Here is a 24,520-nt window from a genome sequence, read left to right on the forward strand (position 1 = left end):
CAAAGGGAGCTTATCGCTCCCTTAAGTTTACTTTGTAATTCTCATTGTTGGGAAGAAAATGATATCGCGGATCGAAGGACGATCGGTAAGGATCATCACGATACGCTCAATTCCGAGACCCACACCACCTGTCGGCGGCATACCAGCGTCGATAGCCAACAAGAAATCTTCATCCATTGGATGTGCTTCTTCGTCAGTACCGCGAGACGCTTCTTGTTCTTTCAAACGTGCCAACTGGTCTTCTGGATCGTTCAACTCAGAGTATGAGTTACCGATTTCCATGCAAGCCGCAAATGGCTCGAAACGCTCTACCAAACGATCATCACCGCGGTGAATTTTCGTCAGTGGAGAGATTTCTTTCGGGTGATCCATAACAAATGTCGGCTGCCACAAATGTTGTTCAGCTGTTAGCTCGAACAATTCCATGATCATTTCGCCGCGTTTACCTGGAGCATCCAAGTCACCGCCCATTTTGTTAACCGCTTCGAAAAGCTCCTGATCAGTTGCCTTATCTGGATCGATCTTAGCGTATTCACGAACACCGTCATGAACTGTCAAACGTCTCCATGGCGGAGTGAAATCGATTTCTTTACCTTGGTAAGAAACTTTCATGCTGCCAGTGATTTTCAACGCCAAACCAGAAACCAATTCTTCGAATTGATTCATTTGATAGTTGTAGTCTGTGTAAGCTTCGTAGAACTCAAGCAAAGAGAACTCAGGATTGTGAGTTCTGTCGATACCTTCGTTACGGAAGTTTTTAGAGATCTCGTAAACTTTCTCAAATCCGCCCACCAAAAGACGTTTCAAGTAAAGCTCAGGGGAAATTCTCATGTACAATTTCATATCCAATGCTTTGTGGTGAGTTGTGAACGGAGTCGCTGCTGCACCACCATAGATTGGCTGAAGTGTTGGAGTTTCCACTTCCATGAAACCACGCGCATCCAAGAATCTGCGGATTTCAGAGATGATTTTAGAACGAGTTTCGAAAACTTTGCGAGAGTCTGCATCCGTCATCAAATCCAAATGTCTGTGACGGTATTTGATCTCAACATCTTGCACGCCATGGAATTTCTCTGGCAATGGTTCGATGGATTTCGTCAAAATCTCGAAGTGTTTTAGGTAAATGGAGAATTCGCCTTTTTGTGATTTGAACACGTAACCTTCAACGCCCACGATGTCGCCAAGGTCTACTAGATCAAATGCAGCTTTTTCTTTCTCTGCCAACTCTTCTGTTTTTACGTAAACTTGTACAGTACCGGATTGGTCCTGAACGTTGAAGAAGCAAGCCTTACCCATCAAACGCAGAGTCATCAAACGGCCCGCGATGCGGTACACAGATTCAGGCTTCTTTTCGCCTGCTTGCAAACCAGCTGCGTGCTTTTCCACGATCTCTTTGATCGCCGTTTTATTTTCAAACGTGTACGGATAAGGATTAATGCCCTTCTCGCGAAGAGCATGCAATTTTTTACGTTTTTCCGCGCGAAGCGCGTTTTCTTGAATCGACATAGTTTCCAAATACCTAACTAAGACTAAAGTTTTTTACCAGCGAACGCATCCATAACACCGTGAAGAAGAGCGATAGCTTCCTTCTTAGGACGTTGGAATGCATTACGGCCCATGATGGAACCGAAGCCACCACCTTGTGCCATCTCTTGAACTTCTTTAAGAAGCTCTTCAGTGCCTTTTGCTTCGCCACCAGAGAAGATAACGATGCGTTTACCGTTGAAGCAAGATTGAACCACGTGGCGGATACGATCTGCCAATGTAGAAACTTTGATACCTTGTTCAGCGTAAACTTTAGCAGCTGCTGCTTGTTCAATGTGTGCAGTTGGAGGTTTAACTTTGATGATGTGAGCGCCCAATTGAGCCGCGATGTGTGCAGAGTATGCGATCACGTCGATAGCTGTTTCACCCTCTTTAGAGATTTGCTCACCACGAGCGTATGCCCAGATGATAACTACAAGGCCCGCTTGTTTTGCTAGGCGAGATGCTTCTGCGATCTCTTCGTACATAGTTTTACGTTCAGCAGAACCTGGGTACACTGTGAAACCGATACCTACGCAACCAAGTCTCAAAGCATCGTCGATGTAAGACGTCACTGCAGAGATCGGAGCTTTGTTACCGTAAAGAGTTTCAGAGTTATTGATTTTCAAGATCAATGGGATTTCGCCCGCGTAGTTACGAGAAACTGCTTCGATGAAACCAAGTGGAGCCGCGTAAGCGTTGCAACCAGATTCGATAGCAAGTTCGATGTGGTAGTTAGGATCATAACCATCTGGATTTTGCGCGAAAGAACGTGCTGGACCGTGTTCGAAACCTTGGTCCACTGGAAGGATGACCATCTTACCAGTACCCGCCAATTTACCGTGATTCATAATGCGAGCCAGGTTCGTCAATACGCCTGGGTTGTCTGATCCGTACCAGTTCAAAATCTCTCTAACTCTTGGTGTCATGTGTGCTCCAGAAAATGGTAAAAAATGTGAATGCTCAGTTAATTAGCGGGCTCAAAGGTAGTGAACTTTCTTTTGATAATCAAGCGTCTACATCATAGCGAGCATCGCAGCAATTTACCTTTCCAAAGCGGATTCTGTGGTATACTGTGGGCACGATTTTCCTCGAGGTAAAAATGAGCACAAATAGAGTCTCTTTCGAAGCCACTCCAAATCCAGCGACTATGAAGTTCCATTTGCATACCAAAGTGGCAGATGAAGGCTTCGATTGCCCTACTGCGCAAGACGCTGAAAGCTCACCTCTTGCTTCGAAAATCTTTGGTTTCCCTTGGACAAGCTCTGTTTACGTGGGAACTGATTTCATTACCGTGACTAAGCAAGACTGGGTTGACTGGGAGTTGCTGGCGTCTCCATTGACGGGCTTGATCCAAGAACATTTGGACAACAAAGAACCCGTGGTTGTGCAAATCGTGAAACACTCTGATGTAGAAGACCCAAATGATTCTCCGTTGGTGCGCAATATTAAATCTGTTTTGAACCGCGAAATTCGCCCTGTTGTAGCTCTTGATGGCGGTGACATTGTTTTCAATAAATACGAGGACAACAAACTCTACATCCACATGCGTGGAGCGTGTGCGGGCTGCCCATCTTCTCAAGCTACTTTGAAAGACGGCATCGAAGTTCGCATGAAGGAATTGTTCCCGGAAATCCATGAAGTTCTTTCGATCTGAGACCGTACACGAGTCTAAGCTTCTTTTAAAACTTGCCGGCCCTATCATCGTTGGACAGCTTGGTCAGAACTTGATCCAGCTGGCTGACACCTTGATGGTCGGTCATTTGGGTCCCGTGGCCCTTGGTGCTTCTGCGTTTGCGGGAAGTGTCTACATTGTCTTTTTGATTTTCGGTTTAGGTATGCTGGCACCGATGACAGCGATGTTCGCCCATGCACAAGGGCAAGAGGATCACCCTCGCGGCGGAGTTTTGCTTCGTCACAGCCTTGTTATTTCTGTCGGTGTGGGTTTTGTTATCACCGCCATTCTTCTGGCCATCTTACCTCATCTCCACATTTTTGGACAACGCCCAGAAGTCCTTGAAGCGGCCGCTCCGTTTTACACCATCATCACTTGGTCAATTCTGCCGAGTTTGATTTATCAAGCCTACAAGCAGTTCACAGATGGCTTAGGACGCACAAAAGTGGCCATGTATGTGATGATCGCGGGAGTGATCACCAATGTGATTGGTAACTATGCTTTGATTTATGGTGCTTGGGGATTCCCGAAAATGGGCTTGGTCGGCGCTGCTTGGGCATCGTTTGCAGCTCGCCTGCTTATGATGATTGCGATGATCGCTTATGTTCATTTGCATCCGCAATTTAAAAAATATCTGGCAAATCCTTGGATTCATTCTTTCGATAAACAGATTTTGAAAAACATGATTCGCTTAGGAATTCCCAATGGTTTCACTTTCTTTTTCGAAGTGGGAGCCTTTGCTTCTTGTGCTGTGATGATGGGTTGGTTTGGCGCAGTTCCTCTGGCCGCTCACCAAATCGCAATCAGCCTTGCGAGTACCAGCTTTATGGTAACTCTGGGAATCGGCATTGCCTCAAGTATTCGCGTGGGTTTCGAATTAGGACGCGGAGATTATAAACTGGCTCGTCACGCAGGTTTCACCGCCATCGTTTTGGGTGGAGCCTATATGGGGCTTTGCGGTTTAGGATTCTTAGTCTTCCGTCATTGGTTCCCTACATTCTACACGAGTGATGCAGACGTTATTGCTTGGGCTGCGCAATTTTTCTTAGTGGTCGCACTGTTTGAAGTCTTTGATGGCGTTCAAGCCGTCGCGATCGGCGCACTTCGTGGTATGAGTGATACTCAATGGCCGAGTGTCATTGCGTTCTTTGCTTACTGGATCATGGGCTTGCCAGGTGGTTATCTCCTCGCCTTTCATCTGGGGGTGGGTCCCATCGGAATCTGGATTGGGCTCCTGATAGGACTCATATTCGCATCGATCCTTCTAACTTATCGTTTCCACCGTCTCAGTAAGAGATTTTTAAACCCATAAAACTTCAGTAAGTACTGGATTATTCCGATATTTCTGATGGATGCAAAAAAGTTTTGTTCGGTCCATCGTGGCCGTTTTTGGTTTGTTTTTCTTAATGGGATGTTCGGATGCTGATCCGACTGTCTCGTTTTTGCGTCCCATGGACAATTTCGAATTCAAACCTAGCAAAGACGTTGTCACCTCTACTCTCGCCTCCATTCCTCTGAAAGCTGAGTGCTCGCGCTTTATCACGACAGTTGATCTTTCGTTCGATGGCGGCACGACATGGATTGCTTCAGACACTTACGATTCAAATTACGTGATCTGCTCTAAGGATGGCCAGTACGAGATTTCACTCTCGAATACCAAGGCCCCTTTAAGTTCGATGACCATCAATAACGGCGATACCTTCAATGTAAAGTTCCGTGCTTGGTCTCGCGCTGGTATGTATATCAATCGCGAAGTGAATGTTCGCTTTGTGCCTCCGGCGCAAATCAAACAAGGCGTCCTTGCTGGTGCCTCGGTGCAAACCGGAAGTGGAATGGTTTTGCGTGGCAGAATTGTTTCTCACCAACAGAACACAGCGGCTGGTGGTGCTTTCCGCATTTACGGAAGGGTTGCTGAATGAAGCTGACTCTTCTAACCACCGCAATGTTGGCACTCTTCGTAAATACAGCTCACGCTGTATCACCGGGGTCTTTACTGACTTACGAAGGTATTTTAACTAGCTCCAGCGGTACACCGATCACTACATCTCAAAACGTCACCTTTCAGGTTCTTTACGGCGCTTGTGTTTTGTATTCTGAATCTCAAACTGTTGTTCCGGGTGCAGATGGTGAGTTCTCTGTCATCGTGGGAACTGGCACTCGCATCGATACGACTAACAATACCGCGGACCGCATTTTTGCTTCCTCCGGTCTCGTGAACTGTCAGGGAGCTTCTGCTGTCACGATGTCGGGTTTTGCGACCCGTGCTTTACATATCAATGTTGGGGGTACAGATCTTACTCCTGATGTAACGATTGGGAATATCCCCGTTTCTATCAATTCACAAAAGCTTGCAGACAAGGGGCCTTCGGATTTCTTGCAAGTAAATACTTCGCTTTCAACAACTCAAGCAAATTTGGAAAGTATTCTTTCTCGCTACACGACTTTGAATGGTTTGCTGAATGCCTATAGCGGCGGTACTTTGACGGCGCAGACGGCGACAAACTTCACGGGCTCATTGAGTGGTGATGTTTCAGGAACGCAGACCACGACTTCGGTTGATAAGATCAAAGGGGTCACTGTCGATACAACAGGCCTCGCGACTGGTAAGATTTTAAAATACGACGGCACTAAATGGGCTATTGCAGATGACTCGGCGGGTACTGGCGGCTTGTCGAGCCTTAACGGCTTAACTGGCAGTGCGCAGACTTTTGCCACTGGTGTTTCTGGAACTGACTTTACAATCAGCTCTACTGGCAATACTCATACATTCAATCTACCTACTGGATCATCAACTGTTCGTGGTTTGCTCAGCCCTACTGACTGGGCAACGTTTAGTAATAAAGTCAGCACAACCACGTCTTTGGTTGGCGACGTTTCCGGTACTGTCGGTGCGACGAGCGTTGATAAAATCAAAGGCATCACGGTTAGTACATCGGGGATCACATCGGGCCAAGTTCTGGGATATAACGGAACTAGTTTTGTACCGACGACCGTAGCAACGGGATCAGGTACTGTTACTACGGTAAGTGGCACCTCGCCGATTTCAGTTACCAATGGTTCGACAACTCCGACTATTTCAGTTGCAACGGCAACGGCTTCCACAATGGGCGTTGTTCAAGTTGGCAATGGTCTTTCTGTTGCGAGTGGTGTGATTGCAGCTGATCCTTCGTCATTCCCATCTTTAGTTCCGATTAATAAAGGTGGTACTGGAGCAAGTACTGCAACGGCAGCCTTCGCGACCCTTTCACCAATGACGACTAAAGGTGATTTGATCTCTTTCAGCGCCGTATCCCCGGCCGTTTTACCTGTGGGATCTACGGGTCAAGTTTTAACTGTTGATTCCGCGACTAGCACAGGTATCAAATGGGCAACCCCTATCGCCTCTGATATCAGCACGGTGGTTGGAACTGGTATCGTGCAAAGAACTGGTGCGGGAACTTATACGACTCTGGGAACTTCTGCTCCGCTGAGTGTTACTGGATCTAATATTGTATTGAGCTATGGCACGGGATTGACAGTGTCTGGCAGTAACTTGGTTGTAGATTCTGGGACGACCGCTGGTAAAATTGTCACTCTTGATGCCACTGCAAAACTTCCTGCAGTGGATGGTTCGGCTCTGACGAATGTGGCGGCTTCTAGCTTAACGAGCACTCTACCTATTTCTATGGGTGGTACCGGATCAACATCAAAAGCTCCAGCATTCAACGCGCTTTCTCCTCTTGCGAGCAAAGGTGATTTGTTGGCTTCAGATGGCACAACCAACACTCGTCTGCCTGCGGCGGCAAATGGTCAGTTGCTAGTGACAGATTCAGCTGAGACCACAGGTCTTAAATGGATCGTTCCTAATTTCTTTGCGAATGGTGGAAATAGTTTCGGAGCAAATGCATCTCTAGGTACGAATGACGCCTACAATTTAGGATTGAAAGCCGGCGGCACTGAGCGCATTACGATCTTGCCTTCGGGTAAAGTCGGTATTGGTGACGTTTCTCCAACTTATAATCTGGATGTGAATAGTTCATCCACTGCAGGAACTGCGTTAGCGATTAAAAACTCATCGTCGAATGGCTCATTCACCCTTAATGTGGGTGCAGCATCCTCATCTACGACTCCAGCTGGTGCGTTCAGCGTCGTCGACCAACAAGCTGGCAAAGCAAGATTCATTATTGATACAACAGGTGCAGCATCATTGGGTGGAGGCTCTGCAAACCTAGTAGGCATTAGTACCGGCCCAGGGGTCTTAACACTGAATGGCCCTGGAACTACGATTACGGACGTCGGATCCCTCGAAGTAAATAACTCGACGGCTACTATTACTGGCACGACGATGAGCGGCCGCGTGAACTTCACAGTCTCCAACAACGGAGGCTCAGCAAGTACACGTGGACTTGCAACCATCCAAGCTCAAGCAGATGGCTCTGGTGGAGCAAATGGTTACGGTGGTAAACTGACATTTACAACTAAAGGCGACAACTCCACATCATCTGGCGGTTTCTTTACGATGGCTAGCAATGGCAATATCGGGATCGGCGCAATGATCGCCCCTGCTTATAAGCTCGATGTCATCGGCGACGTCAACGTTTCTTCGGGTAGCGTCTATCGCGTAAATGGCGTGCAAATTTGTTCCGCTGCAGGCTGTACCTCTTCTTCAGATCGCAATCTAAAGGAGAATATCGAACCTCTTGATCACTCGCTGGATAGCATCCTTAGAGTCCAAGGTGTAACTTACAATTACATTGATAAAGCGACATTCTCCGATAAAAAACAAATCGGTGTGATCGCTCAAGATGTCGAGCAAGTCTTTCCAGAAGTTGTCGTGACTGATCCGAAAACAGGTTTGAAGTCTGTGGCGTATGATCACTTGGTTGCTCCACTGATCGAAGCGGTGAAGTCTCTTTACGCTAAAATCACATCAACTGAAGAAAAAGTTGCTGAACAAGATCGCAAGATCGCATCCATCGAATCGTCTAAGGCGGATCGCGCTGAGATGGATAAATTAAAAAAAGAAAATGAAGAGCTTAGGAAACAGAATGAGGACTTACAAAAAGATCTCAATTTGATAAAACAGAAGCTCGGACTGTAAATTTCCCTTGATAAGTGACTCCTAAATTTTTCACTGTTTGTCTCAATTGTATAACTCCCGCCACAAACCTTTTGTTACCTCCCATACGTGCTATGATTAATCTATTCACGTAAGAGGTACGTAAAAATGAAAAAAACTGCTGCTTTGCTTATTGCTTCATTAGCATGCTCTCCCGCGCACGCCATTTCACTTGGCGATATTTTTAAATCCATTTTTAGCACCCCTTCCAAGCAGGAAAGCCGTACACCGGCAAGTTCAGGATCGAACTCATCAGCTAAAACTGAACAACAGAAGTTGGAGGAACTGCGTAAGACAATGGGTCTGTTAAAAAAGATCAAATGTACTTACCACGGTAACAACTATGGCGTTGATCCCAATGCCATCTTTGACTTCCCGGAGCAAGATCCTGATCAGACAGTGTGTGATCCTTTATCAAGCACTCCTTCTGAATCCCGTACGAGCGGTCTAGCCGCAAAACTAATCCTACGCAGTCCGCAAATGAAAACGGTTTCTGGCGTTATGGATTACTACAATAAGGGTATTCGCATGGAGCAAGATTTGTACTTTGCTTCCATTAATGTCCCTACCCGTATGTTTACTAAAGGGTTCACCACTGAGGGTGGCGCTACTCTTATTGATAAAAACGGTGAAAAGCTAATTGAGCACTTCGCTGTTGAATACAATTCGATCTTGAAACTTTCTGAAGCCGACAAAGAAGGTGAATACGAATTAGGTATTATCTCTGACGATGGTGCCCGCGTGTTCTTTAAAGAAAATGATCAATGGAAAGAACTAATTAATAACGATGGTAATCACCCTTCTCGTTTTGGTTGTTCATATAGAACATTCACAATGAAGCAAGGTACAGAGATTCCTATCAAGGTTCTTTACTACCAAGGCCCACGCTATCACATCTCAAATGTTTTGATGTGGAAGCAGCATAAAGACGTTAAAGCATTCCAGAAATCCTATAAAGACAACTGGGTGTGCGGCAGATCTGGCAACGAATACTTCTATTCACCGAAGACTGAAAAACCGACAGCCGTTACTAAATGGCTTGAGTCTACTGGTTGGAGAACGATTGCCAACGCAAACTATAAAATGCCAGAGCAAAAAACCAACCCTTGTACGGTTGAGAAGCTTGAGATCACAGACTTGATTGCAACTTCGGTAGATGCTCCATCTGCTACACTGGTTTGGAAAACGAATATCCCAGCGACAAGCCAACTTAAAATCGTGAACTACTTCACGGGTGAGATCATCTATACAGAGTTGAACTCTGAGTTGGTGACAAACCACGAAGTTCACCTAACTGGTCTAACTCGCGGTCTTTACTACCTGATCAACGCGATCTCGGTGGATGAAAAAGGCAATCAGGTTATTAGTTCACCGGACTACTTGATTACGCCGTAATTGCTTCTTAAAAGCTAAAACACAAAGGGCAGGTTCATCACCTGCCCTTTTCTTTTTTAGCGAATCGTAGCGCCCAAGCCGTACTTCTGCGGGGACTGGGCATAGAAGGCTTCAGCTTCCGGTAGCCAGCCTCTTAGGTTGTTCTTGCGGGTTTGGTCTGCGGGATGCGTGGACATGAATTCTGGAGGGGCACCCTGCTTACCTGCTCCCATGCGATCCCATAGGACCAAAGACTCCGCTGGATCGTATCCGGCCTTAGCCATATAGATTTGGCCTTTTTTATCGGCGGAGGTTTCGTCGCCGCGGCTGAATTTTCTTTCAAGGAATGTCAATGCAAAGCCTGCAGCGACGCCACCCAAGGCACTCCACTTGCGGCAGTCTTCGGTTTTACATAGCAATTGACCACCGACAACACTTGCTCCAGCTAAGATGATACCAGCATAGCTTTGTTGTTTCGCGCGAATATAACCTTCCATACCGTGACGAAGAGTTGCGTGAGCAACCTCATGCCCCATCACTGCTGCCAAAGCGCCTTCGGTTTTTAAAACTGGCATAATGCCCGTATAAACCGCCATCTTCCCGCCCGGCATACACCAAGCGTTGACCTCAGGGCTTTCGATCAAGATCACTTCCCATTGGAAGTTCTCGCCAGAGGCCTTGGCAATACGATCAGCTACACGCTGAACCATCGCCGTCCATTCTTTGTTGGTGGAAATTTTAGATTTTGATTTGATTTCGGCATAGGCTTTTGCCGCTTCTGCATTGATGTCCGACTCGTTTACTTTGGGTGAAAGCGTTGAACAACTGATTAACAATGAAGCCACGGCCATGATGATTAAGTTTTTCTTTTTCATGGCATTAACGATAGCGCATTTTCCCCATTTGACAACGGTGATTGCGCCGCCCAATTAAGTGGCCACAGGATTTAAAGTCAGATTTCTGACAACCGCTTGCTCGATATGCGTACGGTTGATTGGCTTAGTCAGGTATTCGGTAAACCCTAGACCCAAACACTTCTCACGCTCGTCCTTCAATGCATTCGCAGTCAAGGCGATGATTGGCATTTTATAGTCTCGACGCTTCAACTCTAAGGTTGTCGTAATTCCATCCATACGAGGCATCTGCAGATCCATAAAGATAATATGCGGTTTGAAAATATCCACTTTCTCTAGGCATTCGACACCGTCCGCAGCTGTGTCGACGATATAATTGTGCTTACGCAACAAAATCGATAACAAGCGACGATTGTCAGCATTGTCATCGACCACCATGATACGGGCCGTGTTCGCGTGAACTGCCGTCTGTGCTGTCGCGCCTTTTTCTGCAACCTCGGAAAGATCTGATAATGGCAATGTCAAAGTGAAGGTCGACCCCACTCCCAGTTTGCTATCGGTAAGATCCAAATCACCACCTAGCGCCTGAGCCAGATTTCGAGAAAGAATAAGACCTAAACCCGTGCCACCGAAAGAACGCGTGATCGACGAGTCCGCTTGCTGAAAAGGACTGAATAAGCTTTTGCTTTGCTCTTCAGAAATTCCGATCCCTGTATCCGTAATTGAAAAGCACACATGGTCTTGGCCACGACGACGAGCCTTTACAATAACAGTTCCGTCTTGCGTGAATTTAACGGCATTCCCAATGAGATTATAAAGAATTTGCTTCAAACGAACCGTGTCGGTCACAAACTGCTCTGGCAAATCTGGATTGAATTCAACTTTTAAATCGACACCTTTATTTTTTGCCGGAGCTTTAAATGTGCCGACCAATTCATTCGCAAGCTCTGCGAATTTGATCTTGTCTTTTTCAATCTCCATTTTGCGAGATTCAATTTTTGCTAGATCCAAAACGTCATTAATCAGATTCATCAAAAGCTGACCATTGCGGAGAATGGCTTCTTTCGCAGTTTCTCTTTCCTCGAACGACACACCTTCTTCGGTGATCATCTCTGAAAACCCCAGGATTGCTCCCAATGGAGTGCGGATCTCATGGCTCATGTTCGCCAAAAAGGTACTTTTCGCGGCGTTCGCCATTTCGGCTTCTTCCTTAGCGAATTTCAGCTCTTTTTCACGAAGCTCTAACTGAGATGTTCTTTCCAAAACACGAAGTTCTAGCTCCGTGTTGGCTTTTTTAAGGGCTTCTTCGGCTTGTTTTCTTTCAGTGATGTCGCGAGTGACTTTCAAAAAACCCGTAAGGTTTCCGTTTGTATCAAAAAGCGCAGTGATAACCACATTCGCCCAAAACAGAGAACCGTCTTTACGGACGCGCTGCCCTTCTTCTTCGAAGCGACCAGTACGGGCTGCGACTTCCAATTCATGTTGAGGATGACCGCGAAGGATATCTTTTTCAGAATAGAATTTAGAAAAGTGCTGGCCCAAAATTTCTTCAGCAGAGTACCCTTTGATACGCTGAGCACCCGCGTTCCAAGTGCTGACATTGCCAGACTTATCCAAAGCAAAAATCGCGTAGTCGACGACGTTTTGCACCAAAAACTCAAAACTTTCATTTTGTAATTCTTGAGCCTGTTCAATGTTCATATCTTTAGGGTTCTTCACTGTATCCATATTTGCCCTCTAACAGTATCATCAAGCAGCATTACAAGGCTCAAATCAAGAGCCGGGCCTAATCATGGCAAAGTTGAAATGAACATCAACTTACAAAAGTTTTGATGCACAGCTTAAAACGCAAGTATTCCCTCGAGAAAACGCCGATTCTACCGCTAGAAATTTCGTTTAAAACTTCTGCAGTGACGGCAAATTTCCGAGTGAACTCCATATTTTGAATTGAGTAAAAACCAAGACCTTCGCTCAGGGACACAGATGAAATCTGCTATTTTCAGAGGGAAAATGGATTTATCTGAGACGGTTTCCCTCTGAAATATGCAATGACCTCATGTCTCATTTTCAGAATCCCCGCGAAAACACTATCAGTTTTTTAGACGATGTTCCCTTGTTCAACACTTGGAACGAAATTACGTGGGACTCACATGGTATCTAAGTTGCAATACTGTAGCTCGCGGGGGAAATGTTATGAGAAATCCAATCTATGGAGTCACAGCGATTATTACATCTGGCTTGCTACTGAGTGCTTGTGCGCCTGACGTGAACTTTCTGACAGTTCAGCAGGATTTAGCTTCATTAGATGGCGGTGGCAGCTTTAAAAGCGTCAACCAAAGCTTTGAAGTAAAAGCCAATGCCGACATCGACGTTTTGTTCGTGGTCGACAACTCGGCTTCTATGCTTGAAGAGCAAAGAAACATCTCCTCTAAAATCGACGGTTTCATGAGTCTCATTAAAGGCATGAACTGGCATGTGGCTTTGACAACAACAGATCCAAACTCCAATACAACAGCACCGGATAAATCTGTGCGTGCTTGGGGCGACGGACAACTCCGCCCTTTCGATTCTGACGGTGGCAGCCTTTATGTGTTGAAAGCGAGTTCCCACTCGTTGTCTTCAGCTCAATCAATGTTGTCAGCGGCATTAAACGTAGGTGTTTCTGGTAGCGGTCACGAGCGTGGTATTTACGCTTCCCACCGCTCAATCGAAAGAACTTCTAACACTCCTGCAAATCAGGACTTCTTCCGTCAAAATTCAAAACTTGTTGTGATTTTAATTTCGGACGAAGACGAATGCAGTTCTGGTATCGGCAACTGCCAAAACAACGCTGCTAAAAGTGCTCCAGAAAACTTGGTCAAACTAGTTCAAGAACGCTTCGGCGCTGAAAAAGTATTTGGCTTCCACTCTATTATTAAAGCGGCAAGCGACACGGCATGTTCAACAGCCGCATTCGCTCCGGTATATGAGTCTTTAAGTAAATTGACTGGTGGAGTGATCGGTTCTGTGTGTGCCTCTGATTACACAAAGATCCTGACTTCGATTGGTACTAAAACGGCAGAGCTTCTTAAATCTATCAACTTGAAATGTAATCCAGCTGACGCCAATAACGACGGCAAAGTGGATTTTGCTTTAATCGATAGCAAAGGTAAACTTATCACTTCGGGCTATTCAGTGAGTGGTTCCACGGTGAGTTTCTCTGACTCGCTTCCTGAAGGATCTTACTCAGCTTCCTACAGCTGCGTAGACAAATAAGAAATGGACCTGCGGGTCCCTTTCTTATTTCAGCATCTGCAAACTAAAGTGAATAACTGTAATCGCCAAAGCCGCCTGCATCACGCCTAACACAGATCCCAAAATCTGTAGGATCACTATACCCGCCTTACCTGCAAAGATCCGAATGAATCTAAGGGCAACTCCATCCAAAATAAGATTTATAATTAGCATCGTAAAGATCAAAATGGTTCGTTCCGTGCTTTGGCTAGAAGCCAACAGCACAATCAAAGTTCCGCAGACATAAGGATTGATGATGATTTTTAAAGCCATGGTGAGCGGTGCCATCGCGTTTTTATCATCCATCGATATGACCACCTCTTCCTTTTTATGAAAGAGCAAGAGCTTAAAAGCCATGATCGCAAAGATAATACCCGCGGTAAGTTGTAAGATCGGAATTGGAATATGCCACTCATGTAAAAGCTGACGACCGAACAATCCCAGTATCACGACCACAGGAATGATAATCGCGGTTGATCGATATGCCAGACTGCTGACTTGTGCCTGAGTCATATCTTTAGTGACGGCAGCAAAGGGGCCCAAATGTTCGAGAGGTCCCACCATCACAAAAAACACCGTGAAAAGCTCTGACGGACCTAACACATAACCACTTTCCATAGATCCTCCCTAACCGACCATGAGCCATATTGTCGAAATCGTACCAATTAAAATTAAAGTTAATGTAAATCCCCAGATGAATCTGTGAGGCGGAGTAAATACTCCCGAATCAATCGATTTCACAGTTTTGTTGTATCGAAAAAGGGACCAGACTAAGAGGGCACTGCCTAATATGACCATTCCCAGCCCCACATTTTTGGCGTCATTCAAAAATGTATGTCCTCCAAAACGGGTCATGGATTTATTGTCTATAAGAAACCAACTGAAGCGGTTCATGGTAATGCCTAAGCTGACCAAAGAAATCCCGGTTCGCATGTAAGCAAGATGAGTGCGCTCATTCGCTAAGTGTGAGCGCACGTCTGACAGTTTACTGCGCTCTTCGGAAAGCGCCGTACGGTGCTCTGAAAGTTCCGTACGGTGCTCCGACAAATCAGTTCGATGCTCCGATAAACCTGTGCGTTCCTCCGACAGTCCGGTCCTTTGCTTGGAAAGCTCGGTCGAGTTTAATTCCGGCTCTATCATCGTTCTCCCCTTACGATACAGCGAAAGCCCAGGTGGGATGTCGATGTATCAATTGGTTGCGCCATACGCGCCGATGGACGATATCTTTTACAGTAATTAGGAGCACACAGGTGAGACCCACCCTTCATAACTTTACGAGGGATCTTCAAAGGCTGTCTTGGATCGTAGCTTTCGTCTTCCATGGCTCCTCTGGGATTTTTTGGAATACAGCAAGCCTTGGGTTTGTCTTCTGTGTGCTTGGGAGAATACCAATCTACAGTCCACTCCCAGACATTACCGATCATGTCGAAAAGTCCGAATTCATTCTGAGGATAAATTCCCACTGGAGAGGTTCCTTCAAATCCATCCTCAGAAAGATTCTGCCAAGGAAATTGTCCTTGCCACGTATTTGCAAGATGTCCCGCTGAGGGAACAAGCTCATCTCCCCACGCGAACTCACGGCCTTCAATCCCGCCGCGCGCAGCAAATTCCCATTCGGCTTCCGTGGGAAGTTTTTTACCAGCCCACTTTGCATAAGCTTGCACGTCTTCCCATGCCACATGCACGACGGGATGATCCATGCGATCATTGATATGACTGCCAGGACCTTGCGGTGCCCGCCAATTCGCACCTCTGATAAAATGCCACCACAGGTGGGGATTTCTTAAATCAACCGGGCCTGATGGTTTTACAAAAACAACTGAGGCTGCCTTCAGCATTTCCGCATTTGCACCGGGGTACATACTAGGATCAGGATCTCTTTCACAAAAAGTTACGTAACCTGTTTCACCTACAAATTTTGCAAAATCTCGGTTTGTGACCGTAGATTGATCCATCCAAAACCCATCGACCTTCACGCGATGTGCAGGCGCCTCTTCGGCATAATGATCATTAGATCCCATCGTGAACATTCCACCCGGAATCCACACCATATGAGGAAAAGGAGCTATGCGCTCCTCTTCCCCTTGTTCTTGTCTTTCAATGATTTCAACTTGATTCACGTACTACCACTTTCTATCAGTGTGTTGGACGAGGTCTGTCTCCTTCAGAGGAACTTGGCTTACGTGGACCGCGTGCCATTTCATCTGACTGTTCATGGGTTGGCGACTCGACTTTTCCAGTTGAATCCTCGTGAGCATAGCCAGCTCCTCTTGCCATCGTTTCCAAGATTTGGTCGATGGTGAAACTTGCGGCTTTTTGTCGAGGCGGAAACTCAGTGAAGGTCGACAAGAATCTTCTGACAATTTCTTGTGCACCCATAATCATGTAAGCTTTGCTTAAATACCAATCCCAGTATGTGTTCGAAGTCACATCGGCCTTTTCATAGGGGTCCGTTCGGAGATTAAAGAGTTTCGGGACACGCAGATGAGTAAAAGGCTCTGCCCATACTCCCAATGTTCCTTTAGATCTTTGCTCCATGAAAACCATCTTCCAGTTCCCATAGCGAAGTCCTACAAGATCTCCGTCATCACTGAAGTAAATGAAACCAGGACGAGGGCTTTTTTCTTCTTGGCCCGTGAGATAAGGCAAAAGATTGTAGCCATCAATATGCACTTTAAACTTTTTGCCAGCGGACTCGTGCCCCTTTTTTAGCTTTTCCACGATGTCACCTTCGCCAGCTGCCGCAACTAATGTTGGCAACCAGTCATGATGTTGCACAACTTCATTAGAGATCTTCCCAGCTTCGATTTTATTCGGCCAACGGATTAAAAATGGCACACGGAATGCTCCCTCCCAGTTCGTATTTTTCTCGCTGCGAAAAGGAGTCATGGCACCATCGGGCCAAGTGTTCATGTGAGGCCCATTGTCCGTCGTATAAATCACGATAGTATTCTCAGCAATCCCCATCTCATCCAGACAATCTAACATCTGACCGACATTCTTATCGTGATCCATCATCGTATCGTGATAAGGAGACTGCGCTTTACCCGCTTGGCCAATACTTTGAGGTTTCGTATGAGTGCGGCAGTGCATATGTGTTGTGTTCAACCAGACAAACCAAGGCTTATCTTCAGAATCCTGTCTCTTGATAAAATCAATCGCGCTTTCAACAAAATCGTCATCACAAGTTTCCATGCGCTTACGAGTGAGTGGACCGGTGTCTTCGATAGACTGTTTGCCAACTTTGCCAAAGCGTTCATGGACAGTTTCATCGTCTTTATCAGAAGCCTTGCAACGCAAAACGCCTCGGGGTGAATAAAGATTTCTGAACTCTTCCAATTTTGGATAATCAGGATCTTCTGGATCTTCCTCTGCATTTAAATGATAAAGATTTCCGTAAAATTCATCAAACCCATGCACCGTCGGCAAATGCTCATTCCGATCACCAAAGTGATTCTTACCAAATTGTCCGGTTGAATAGCCCTGACCTTTAAGAAGTTCAGCTATCGTAGGATCTTCAGCTCTGATCCCAATTGCGGCACCAGGAAATCCAACTTTCGAAAGTCCCGTGCGGAAAACACTTTGCCCCAACATAAAAGAAGCTCTTCCCGCGGTGCAACTCTGTTCACCATAGGAATCAGTGAACATCATGCCTTCATCCGCTACACGATCAATATTGGGAGTTTTATAACCCATCAATCCATGACTGTAGCAGCTTAAATTAGTGATACCGATGTCATCACCCATGATAACTAAAATATTAGGCTTCGGTGACTTGCCGTCGGTCTTCTTATTTTTTTCTTCGTTCCCCTTAACCATCGCTAATTCCCCTCTTGTTGTGAGTCATTCTGCGCAATTGGATTTTGTACCGGAAACACCTGCTTCCAATCGTTTTTCATACTTAAGATTTTAAATCCAAATTTTCTGGCGGCGGCTAAAGAAGCGCCGTCTTTTTCTGCATACTCGGCTTCCCTTTTGGCATCATCGTGATTGATCATGATTTGCAATGTGGGACGTGTGGATTCTTTGGAATAACGAAGGTGAGCGATGTCGCCTCCAGATCTTTCATTACCTACCGCCATGATCGGCCGTTTGCCAATATGACGAACAATACCTACCGGCTTGCCGTCCTTGTCGTTGATCATTCCAAGCTTAGAAGTTCGCATAACGACAAGCTTGCCGTTTTCTTCCGTGGTTTTATCCATAAAGAAAGATCCGATAATATTTTGAGAGGGCACTCCGTACATCTCCGTGGCAACCACTCTCATAAAGGCGATATCGCCACCTGAACAAATGAAGATCTTAAAGTTATTATCTCGCAGGTAAGCCAACAGCTCTAACATAGGTTGATAGGCCGTCTTGCTGTAAGGGACATTCCACTTGGGATGCAGAGCGGTCTTAAAAAACTCCGTCACTTCTTTATTAAAATCGTCCTCGCTCATTCCAGAGTGAGTAACCGACATGATGTCTAAGATCTGTTTCTGAGTTAAGTGCGGAAGAGCGGCCTTTCCTTCTTTGAGCAGAGTCTTATAGGGCTCTTTATTTTTCATCGCGGGATTTTTCGCCATCAATTGTTCCAAGCGAACCTTGGTAAATTCAGCTTCTACCGTTGGAACTTCACTCCATAATGTCCCGTCATTATCAAACGTGGCGATGCGATCTTCGACAGGAACAAAATTAGATCCACCTTCTTTCGTCACATCTGCAACGAAAGTCATGATCGATTTTTTAAGCTCCCCCTCGGTCCATGATGGCAAAGGATCCGCCGCCCATGCCCACGAGGAGAACAACACCACCGCAAATCCAACAAGTAACTTCATAAGTCGCCTCTGTTAGTACGTTTAGAATTTAAGAAATATCAATTTATTTACCCCATCGTGAAGCGACAGGCGTGAAAGTGTAAATTCAAGAACAGTCGAAATGCGAACAAACACCCCGACCAGTGAGCGATGACATCGCACAATGATTAGTGAATTGAGAACGATTTTTTAAGAGAGAATTTCAACGGAGTCATTCATGGATATGACTCCTTCATTTTCTGGAATCCACAGAGATCCAAAAATCACTTTAGTCCCGTCACGACGATAGGTCGCCAGTGTTTTTAAAGGTTCTGCACCCTGTGAAACCCCAGATTGCTGATCGATCGTAATGATATTACAACGAGCACTCGGCTTCGGTTGGGAAAAGATCACATTACCGATCTTGATACGCTTCCATTTGTCTTCCTCAAAAGCTTCTTGCCCTTGAACAACGATATTAGGCCGGAAGCGATTCATTGGAACCGGAGATGGCAACTTAGAATTCAAATCTTCAAGGCTTTTCGTATTCGTCAGCAAGATCGGTCTGCCGTCTGCAAAGCGAACCTCTGGCTTCCATTCCTTTTGTGTCGATAAAACCCGACGCTGTGAAAAAGGCGCATAACGAACCAGGCGTACGTTCACACCCAAGTACTGTGACAAAGCTTGAGAGTAAAGATCTGGCTCCAACGCTGCTGTGAAAGTGTCATTCCAAACGGAAACCTTCACTTCGCGGCTGAACGAAGCCTTGCGACCTATTTTAAAGAACATCTTTTCAAAAGCGAGAGTCAAAGAGTTCGGCTCAAAGACCGCATTGACAGTAGCAAGTTTCGGCATCGTTCTTTGCGAAACGAATTTACCCGCCTCATCTATCAACATCCACTCACGGTCGCCCTCAGGTCCTTCGTGAGTGATGTTCATTTGCGGCAGAGTTTGAGCTCTGCCTGATTTCAAGGGATAGATGTTCAGTTCTGAAACTTGCATGATAAAAACTACTGAACAGTTTTAGGATCAGCTGGCGGAGCAACTGGTGCACCTGTTTCTGGTTTCACCATTTGCATTTTTTCTTTTTCAATCTTCACAAGTTTTTTCTTTTGAATTTTCAAGTTCACTTCGTGAGATTCACAAACTGTTTCAGCATCATCACAAACATAGAAACTAACAGAGAATGTTTTATCGCCTGCTTTCGCAGCATCAAAAACAATCAACTTTTCAGTTTTTTTAACAGGATCGATAGAACCCATCTCGCCATCGATGTACAAACCGGCAGGAGCTTCGATATTGAAGTGAAAACCTTTATCCAAAGTCGTCATGATTTTTTTGCCAGACAATTTTAGATGATCTTTGCCATCAGACAGACGAGCCGCAAAGGAAAGTGAAGGAAGAAGAGCTGCTAGGATGATAAGTGCTTTTATAGTTCTCATACTTCTATTAGACGGCGCGGAAGGTATCCCCGTCAACTCTGGTGACAGGGATCACGGTGTGGCTTCCGCAGCGCATCTCAAATATGTTAACTAAGCTCGACGGGATTCCTTGAATCCATAGAAGGCGATGAATACGTAACAGACCATCGGCAAGATGAAAGCATGTTGTAATCCTGCCTGATCCGCAATCACCCCTTGCAACAAGGGAACAACCGCTCCACCGACGATGGCCATAATCAACAAACTGGAGGCTTTTTCAGTGGCAGCTCCCAACCCACGGACTCCCAGACTGAAAATCGTCGGGAACATGATCGAGTTAAATAGCCCCACTGCCAATAATGTATAAGCCGCTATCGGTCCACTCATCGTAACCGCACCTGCCACCAAAACTGTTGCAACTACAGCCGCAACACCTAAAAGTTTCGCAGCATTGAGTTTGCGCATCAGGAACGATCCAATAAATCGACCTGCCAATGCTCCACCCCAGTAAAAAGGCACAAGTCCCGCAGCGACACTTTCGCTGACACCCATGATATGAGATTCCGCCATAAAGTTAATCAGGAAGCTGCCAATGGAAACTTCAGCACCCACATATAAAAACAAAGCGATCACGCCTAAAACCAGGTTCGAATGTTTAAAGGCATCTGCAAATGAGGCCTCGGACTTCTGACCGCTTGATTTAGATTCTTGGAGGTTGGGCAATTTGAAAAGATACATTCCAATTGCGAGCAACAACAAAATAATCGCAAGAACAGTGTAAGGTCCCTGAACTGCCTGAGCTTGTTGAGTTTTGTAAGCAATCTGCTCGTCCATCGTTAAAGCGGCGATTTGATCGGCACTCATCACCACAGCAGATAAAATAAACAGACCACCAATCTTGGGAGCAACTGTCGTCCCCAGAGCATTAAGGGCTTGAGCTAGATTCAACCGACTGGAAGCCGTTTCTTCTGAGCCGAGCAATGTGACATAGGCATTCGCTGCCACTTGCAAAACAGTGATTCCCGAAGCCAGGACGAACAACGCAAATAAAAAGACTGGGTATGACTCCATCTTAGCTGCTGGAATAAAGAATGCAGCCCCGATCGCCGCCACCAATAACCCGGCACTGATGCTGTTTTTATATCCTAACTTGGACACCAGACTTCCAGCTGGCAAAGACATGATAAAATAGGCTCCAAAGAACGTGAATTGAATCAGCGCACTTTGCGTATATGACAGAGAGAAAACAGCTTTTAAATGAGGGATTAAAATATCATTTAAGCAGGTCAAAAATCCCCACATAAAGAAAATTGTCGATACAACTATTAATGCCCTTTTGCGTTGAGACTCTGCTGATGCTGACATTGATGCACTCCTGAATTTGCTAAACCCAAATAAATACTGCCGAATTCAGCAACTCCCAGCAACGGAAAACCCCTCGTGTCACAGAGTGATTCAACACAGGACTAAGGGTTGCCGCGACTTCCGGTCCGTTTTATCCTAGAGAGGAAGCCTCGCTTCGATTTTTCATTTAGCATAGTCTTTTAGGCTGAATCAAAAAAGAGAGGAGCTTACAGTGCGTGTACTAATTATTTCGATCCTCTTATCGATCTCCTGCACTACTGCCTGGTCACAAACAAAAGATCTGGTCGCTGCCGACAAAGAATGGGTGCGCACTCAAATGAAGCGCATCGGTTTTTCAAATGCCTTCACCGAAGAAGCTGCCAAGTATTATGAACCGAAAGGTTTCAAAACTGTTGTCTCTTTGAATCTGATGGGATTTTTGCAACCCTCTGGTGCGCATTTGACAGAATTAGACCCGAAGGCCGTTCAGCGTTCTGCAAGCTTTATGAAGGACAACTCTGAAACATTCCAAACAGCGCAAAAGCAATTTGGCGTTCCTGCCGAAGTTGTTTCGTCGCTATTATGGATTGAGACTCGTCATGGTGCAGACTTAGGAACCTTTCACATCGTGAGTGTGTACCTTCACCTATTGCAAGCGAAGCAACCAGAAAATCTTAAGAAGCTGACTCGTCTAGCTCTTATAAAAAACAAAGAAGTTAAAAAGTATAAAACTGCGAAGGAAGTTCGCGAGATCATGAAAAAGCGCGTGGTCTCAAAATCAAAATGGGCAGAGGAGCAATTGATCGCTCTTGCAGAAATTCGCAAGAAGAAACACTTGGACCTGACTAAACTTCGTGGCTCCTATGCGGGAGCTTTTGGTCTGCCGCAGTTTATTCCTTCGAGCTATCGTGATTTTGCTGAGTCTTTGAAACCGGGAGCGACTCCCGATATAACAAAACCTGACGATGCCATCATGAGTGTTGCAAACTACCTTGCGAAAAGTGGATGGAAAGAAAAAAACTTAGAAGCTCAGATCACGGCTTTAATGAAATACAATAACAGCCGTGACTATGCGACAGGCATCTTAAATATCTCGCAAAAGGTTCCTGCCCTACCCGGACTTGAAACCACCGCTACAATCCAAGATGGACAATAAAAAAAGGAGCGTCACCGCTCCTTTTTTTATTCGTGCCACTTTACGTTCGTGGGATCCTTCACAAAGATCAATCCAATGATCAAAGTCATCACGGCTATGGAGATAGGATACATCAATCCTGCAACGTGATTTCCAGTAGCTGCGACTAATGCCGTTCCAATGAATGGAACCAAACCTCCAAAGACACCATTTCCTATATGGTATGGCAGCGACATCGATGTATAGCGAATATTAGTCGGAAACATCTCGACCAAAAACGCTGCAATCGGTCCGTAAACCATCGTCACAAAGATCACTTGGATCCAAACCAAGAACACCAACATCGGGACATTCGGATTCAGTGGTGCCGCGGTCGGATTTAACATATCCCAGCCAGAGTAAAACTCCATCGCTTTGTAAATGGGGATATAGCTGACAGATGCAATCGCACATCCCGCCATGATGATATTTTTTCGACCGATACGATCTGACAACCAACCAAAGAAAATAAAGAACGGCGTCCCAAGCAACAAGGCCATGGCGATCACCTTGTTAGCCAAAACGAAATCGACCTTAAGAACAGTCTGCAAAAAGTAAAGAGCATAGAACTGCCCCGTGTACCAAACAACTCCCTGCCCGGCTGTGGCCCCTAAGAGAGCTAAGATCACAAGCTTACGATTTTCTGGTTTCATGAAACTGTCCTTCAGAGGACTCTTGGAAGCTCTACCCGAAGCCTTCATCTGCATAAACACCGGAGATTCCTGCATACGTCGACGAATAAAATAGGAAGCAATCACTAGCACCACAGAAAGTAAGAACGGAATCCTCCATCCCCACGCTTTGAATTGATCCTCGCCCATTCCTAAACGAGTCATCAAGATCACACCCAAGGAGACAAACAACCCCAGAGTCGCCGTTGTTTGGATATAGCTCGTGTAATAGCCGCGCTTACCATCAGGGCTGTGTTCTGCAACGTAGGTCGCAGCTCCACCGTACTCGCCCCCTAAAGCCAAGCCTTGCATCAGACGAAGCAATAACAAGAGCACCGGAGCCAAGACACCGATTTGTTCGTAACTAGGAAGTAAACCAATCGCCGTCGTCGCAAGTCCCATGATCAGCAAAGTCACCATGAAGGCATACTTGCGCCCCACCACATCGCCAATACGACCAAATACCAAAGCCCCAAACGGACGAACGACAAAGCCCGTAGCAAAAGTTGCCAGCGTGCTTAGCAAGGCGATGGTGTCATTTCCTTTAGGGAAAAACTGCGCAGAGATAATCGTGGCAAGGCTTCCGAAGATATAGAAGTCGTACCACTCAATCAGTGTCCCAGCGCTTGAAGCTGCAATGACTTTCCAAATCTTGCTTTTCTCAGAAGCCGTCCCTGCGGTCGTCGGCATTGTGGCAGTCGCCATAGTGTTCCCTCCGTAAACAAACATGTTGAGGGCATCTTTGAGCAGAGACAAATTACGATAACCAAATGTTAAGATTTTTTATCCATCGCAGACAAATTCGCGGCGACTTTTGACCGAGCAACTTTAAGCCGCTTCGATTTTCACTTTCAGAGGAAGCTTCGCTCGTGTCAGCTGATCCTGAATACTAATCATAACGAACACCTCTGGCATCAACCCGAGCTTCTTGGCAAAGGCATATGCTCTCTCGGGGCTCAAAAATTTATGTCCCCTCTCCAATTGCGACAAGTGAGGGATCGATACACCCAATTTTTTTGCAACCTCTGCCTGGGTCAAATCGTTAGACTCTCGATGAGCCACTAGAAGTTTAGACACCGTAAGCGGCCCACCACTGATTTTCTCTAAAAATTCAACTGCATCACTTTTCTTTTTAGTACTCATGTTTATTAACCTCAATAACCTCGACGAACTCTAAGTCGCCGTCTCCATCTGTTAACCTAATTGGTTAATATTGTCAAATCGACAAAAGCCACTGCAAATTAAAGACCCCGCTTCGATATGGCACAATTGAAACCAAGTACTATTCAGTCCGTAAGCTGGCCATCTGAAACGTCTAATTCGAGGTAAGTTCC

At 45.8% G+C, this 24,520-nt stretch carries 21 protein-coding genes; 7 read left to right on the forward strand and 14 right to left on the reverse strand.

The window, feature by feature from the left end:
* Window positions 1-27: 27 nt before the first annotated feature.
* Entirely contained in the window at window positions 28-1,506 is a 1,479-nt protein-coding gene (gene lysS, locus ACLVWP_RS11785; RefSeq protein ID WP_413557449.1) for a lysine--tRNA ligase, read from the reverse strand.
* A gap of 23 nt (window positions 1,507-1,529) precedes the next feature.
* Window positions 1,530-2,453, reverse strand: a complete 924-nt coding sequence (locus ACLVWP_RS11790) for a class I fructose-bisphosphate aldolase (RefSeq protein WP_413557450.1) — start codon at window positions 2,451-2,453, stop codon at window positions 1,530-1,532.
* Window positions 2,454-2,626: 173 nt separating this feature from the next.
* Here ACLVWP_RS11790 and ACLVWP_RS11795 point away from each other — a divergent pair, with 173 nt between their 5' ends.
* The 5 genes from ACLVWP_RS11795 to ACLVWP_RS11815 all read left to right on the forward strand — a co-directional run bounded on the left by ACLVWP_RS11795 (window position 2,627) and on the right by ACLVWP_RS11815 (window position 9,692).
* Window positions 2,627-3,181, forward strand: a complete 555-nt coding sequence (locus ACLVWP_RS11795) for a NifU family protein (protein WP_413557451.1) — start codon at window positions 2,627-2,629, stop codon at window positions 3,179-3,181.
* Window positions 3,162-4,511 (forward strand): MATE family efflux transporter, encoded by a 1,350-nt coding sequence (locus tag ACLVWP_RS11800; RefSeq protein ID WP_413557452.1) that lies wholly within the window; start codon window positions 3,162-3,164, stop codon window positions 4,509-4,511. The genes ACLVWP_RS11795 and ACLVWP_RS11800 overlap by 20 nt, the downstream gene beginning before the upstream one ends.
* Before the next feature lie 40 nt (window positions 4,512-4,551).
* Window positions 4,552-5,118: a hypothetical protein gene (locus ACLVWP_RS11805; protein WP_413557453.1), complete on the forward strand. Its 567-nt coding sequence runs from the start codon at window positions 4,552-4,554 to the stop codon at window positions 5,116-5,118.
* A complete protein-coding gene (locus ACLVWP_RS11810) occupies window positions 5,115-8,279 on the forward strand; it encodes a tail fiber domain-containing protein (RefSeq protein WP_413557454.1) in 3,165 nt (1,054 codons plus the stop codon). Before ACLVWP_RS11805 ends, ACLVWP_RS11810 begins: the two co-directional genes overlap by 4 nt.
* 126 nt (window positions 8,280-8,405) lie before the next feature.
* Entirely contained in the window at window positions 8,406-9,692 is a 1,287-nt protein-coding gene (locus tag ACLVWP_RS11815; protein WP_413557455.1) for a PA14 domain-containing protein, read from the forward strand.
* Window positions 9,693-9,748: 56 nt separating this feature from the next.
* Here the strand turns inward: ACLVWP_RS11815 and ACLVWP_RS11820 are convergent, their stop codons facing one another.
* Together ACLVWP_RS11820 and ACLVWP_RS11825 are read right to left on the reverse strand one after the other, a co-directional pair.
* Window positions 9,749-10,546 carry a M48 family metallopeptidase gene (locus tag ACLVWP_RS11820; protein WP_413557456.1) on the reverse strand — a complete coding sequence of 266 codons (798 nt, stop codon included), beginning with the start codon at window positions 10,544-10,546 and terminating at the stop codon, window positions 9,749-9,751.
* Window positions 10,547-10,600: 54 nt separating this feature from the next.
* A complete protein-coding gene (locus ACLVWP_RS11825; RefSeq protein WP_413557457.1) occupies window positions 10,601-12,253 on the reverse strand; it encodes a response regulator in 1,653 nt (550 codons plus the stop codon).
* Between the two features lie 465 nt (window positions 12,254-12,718).
* Here ACLVWP_RS11825 and ACLVWP_RS11830 point away from each other — a divergent pair, with 465 nt between their 5' ends.
* Window positions 12,719-13,780, forward strand: coding sequence for a hypothetical protein (locus ACLVWP_RS11830; RefSeq protein ID WP_413557458.1), 1,062 nt, complete (start codon window positions 12,719-12,721; stop codon window positions 13,778-13,780).
* A gap of 24 nt (window positions 13,781-13,804) precedes the next feature.
* Here the strand turns inward: ACLVWP_RS11830 and ACLVWP_RS11835 are convergent, their stop codons facing one another.
* The 8 genes from ACLVWP_RS11835 to fucP form a co-directional block, all read right to left on the reverse strand.
* Window positions 13,805-14,416 (reverse strand): MarC family protein, encoded by a 612-nt coding sequence (locus ACLVWP_RS11835; protein ID WP_413557459.1) that lies wholly within the window; start codon window positions 14,414-14,416, stop codon window positions 13,805-13,807.
* 9 nt (window positions 14,417-14,425) lie between these two features.
* The gene (locus tag ACLVWP_RS11840; protein WP_413557460.1) at window positions 14,426-14,938 is read right to left on the reverse strand and encodes a YidH family protein; all 513 of its coding nucleotides are present in this window, start codon (window positions 14,936-14,938) and stop codon (window positions 14,426-14,428) included.
* Entirely contained in the window at window positions 14,935-15,849 is a 915-nt protein-coding gene (locus ACLVWP_RS11845) for a formylglycine-generating enzyme family protein (RefSeq protein WP_413561582.1), read from the reverse strand. The genes ACLVWP_RS11840 and ACLVWP_RS11845 overlap by 4 nt, the downstream gene beginning before the upstream one ends.
* Window positions 15,850-15,934: 85 nt before the next feature.
* Window positions 15,935-17,617: an arylsulfatase gene (locus ACLVWP_RS11850; protein ID WP_413557461.1), complete on the reverse strand. Its 1,683-nt coding sequence runs from the start codon at window positions 17,615-17,617 to the stop codon at window positions 15,935-15,937.
* 2 nt (window positions 17,618-17,619) lie between these two features.
* Window positions 17,620-18,618 carry an HAD family hydrolase gene (locus ACLVWP_RS11855; protein ID WP_413557462.1) on the reverse strand — a complete coding sequence of 333 codons (999 nt, stop codon included), beginning with the start codon at window positions 18,616-18,618 and terminating at the stop codon, window positions 17,620-17,622.
* A 168-nt stretch (window positions 18,619-18,786) separates the two neighbouring features.
* Window positions 18,787-19,578: an MOSC domain-containing protein gene (locus tag ACLVWP_RS11860; RefSeq protein ID WP_413557463.1), complete on the reverse strand. Its 792-nt coding sequence runs from the start codon at window positions 19,576-19,578 to the stop codon at window positions 18,787-18,789.
* Window positions 19,579-19,586: 8 nt separating this feature from the next.
* On the reverse strand, window positions 19,587-20,018 hold the full coding sequence (locus ACLVWP_RS11865) for a hypothetical protein (protein WP_413557464.1): 432 nt from the start codon (window positions 20,016-20,018) through the stop codon (window positions 19,587-19,589).
* 90 nt (window positions 20,019-20,108) lie between these two features.
* The gene (fucP, locus tag ACLVWP_RS11870) at window positions 20,109-21,362 is read right to left on the reverse strand and encodes an L-fucose:H+ symporter permease (protein WP_413557465.1); all 1,254 of its coding nucleotides are present in this window, start codon (window positions 21,360-21,362) and stop codon (window positions 20,109-20,111) included.
* 211 nt (window positions 21,363-21,573) lie between these two features.
* Here fucP and ACLVWP_RS11875 point away from each other — a divergent pair, with 211 nt between their 5' ends.
* Window positions 21,574-22,497: a lytic murein transglycosylase gene (locus tag ACLVWP_RS11875; RefSeq protein ID WP_413557466.1), complete on the forward strand. Its 924-nt coding sequence runs from the start codon at window positions 21,574-21,576 to the stop codon at window positions 22,495-22,497.
* 26 nt (window positions 22,498-22,523) lie between these two features.
* Here the strand turns inward: ACLVWP_RS11875 and ACLVWP_RS11880 are convergent, their stop codons facing one another.
* On the reverse strand, window positions 22,524-23,891 hold the full coding sequence (locus ACLVWP_RS11880; protein ID WP_413557467.1) for an MFS transporter: 1,368 nt from the start codon (window positions 23,889-23,891) through the stop codon (window positions 22,524-22,526).
* Between the two features lie 123 nt (window positions 23,892-24,014).
* Entirely contained in the window at window positions 24,015-24,329 is a 315-nt protein-coding gene (locus ACLVWP_RS11885; protein WP_413557468.1) for a helix-turn-helix domain-containing protein, read from the reverse strand.
* Window positions 24,330-24,520: the final 191 nt, after the last annotated feature.

It is taken from the genome of Bdellovibrio sp. HCB209, from assembly GCF_047306065.1.
Classification (GTDB): domain Bacteria; phylum Bdellovibrionota; class Bdellovibrionia; order Bdellovibrionales; family Bdellovibrionaceae; genus Bdellovibrio.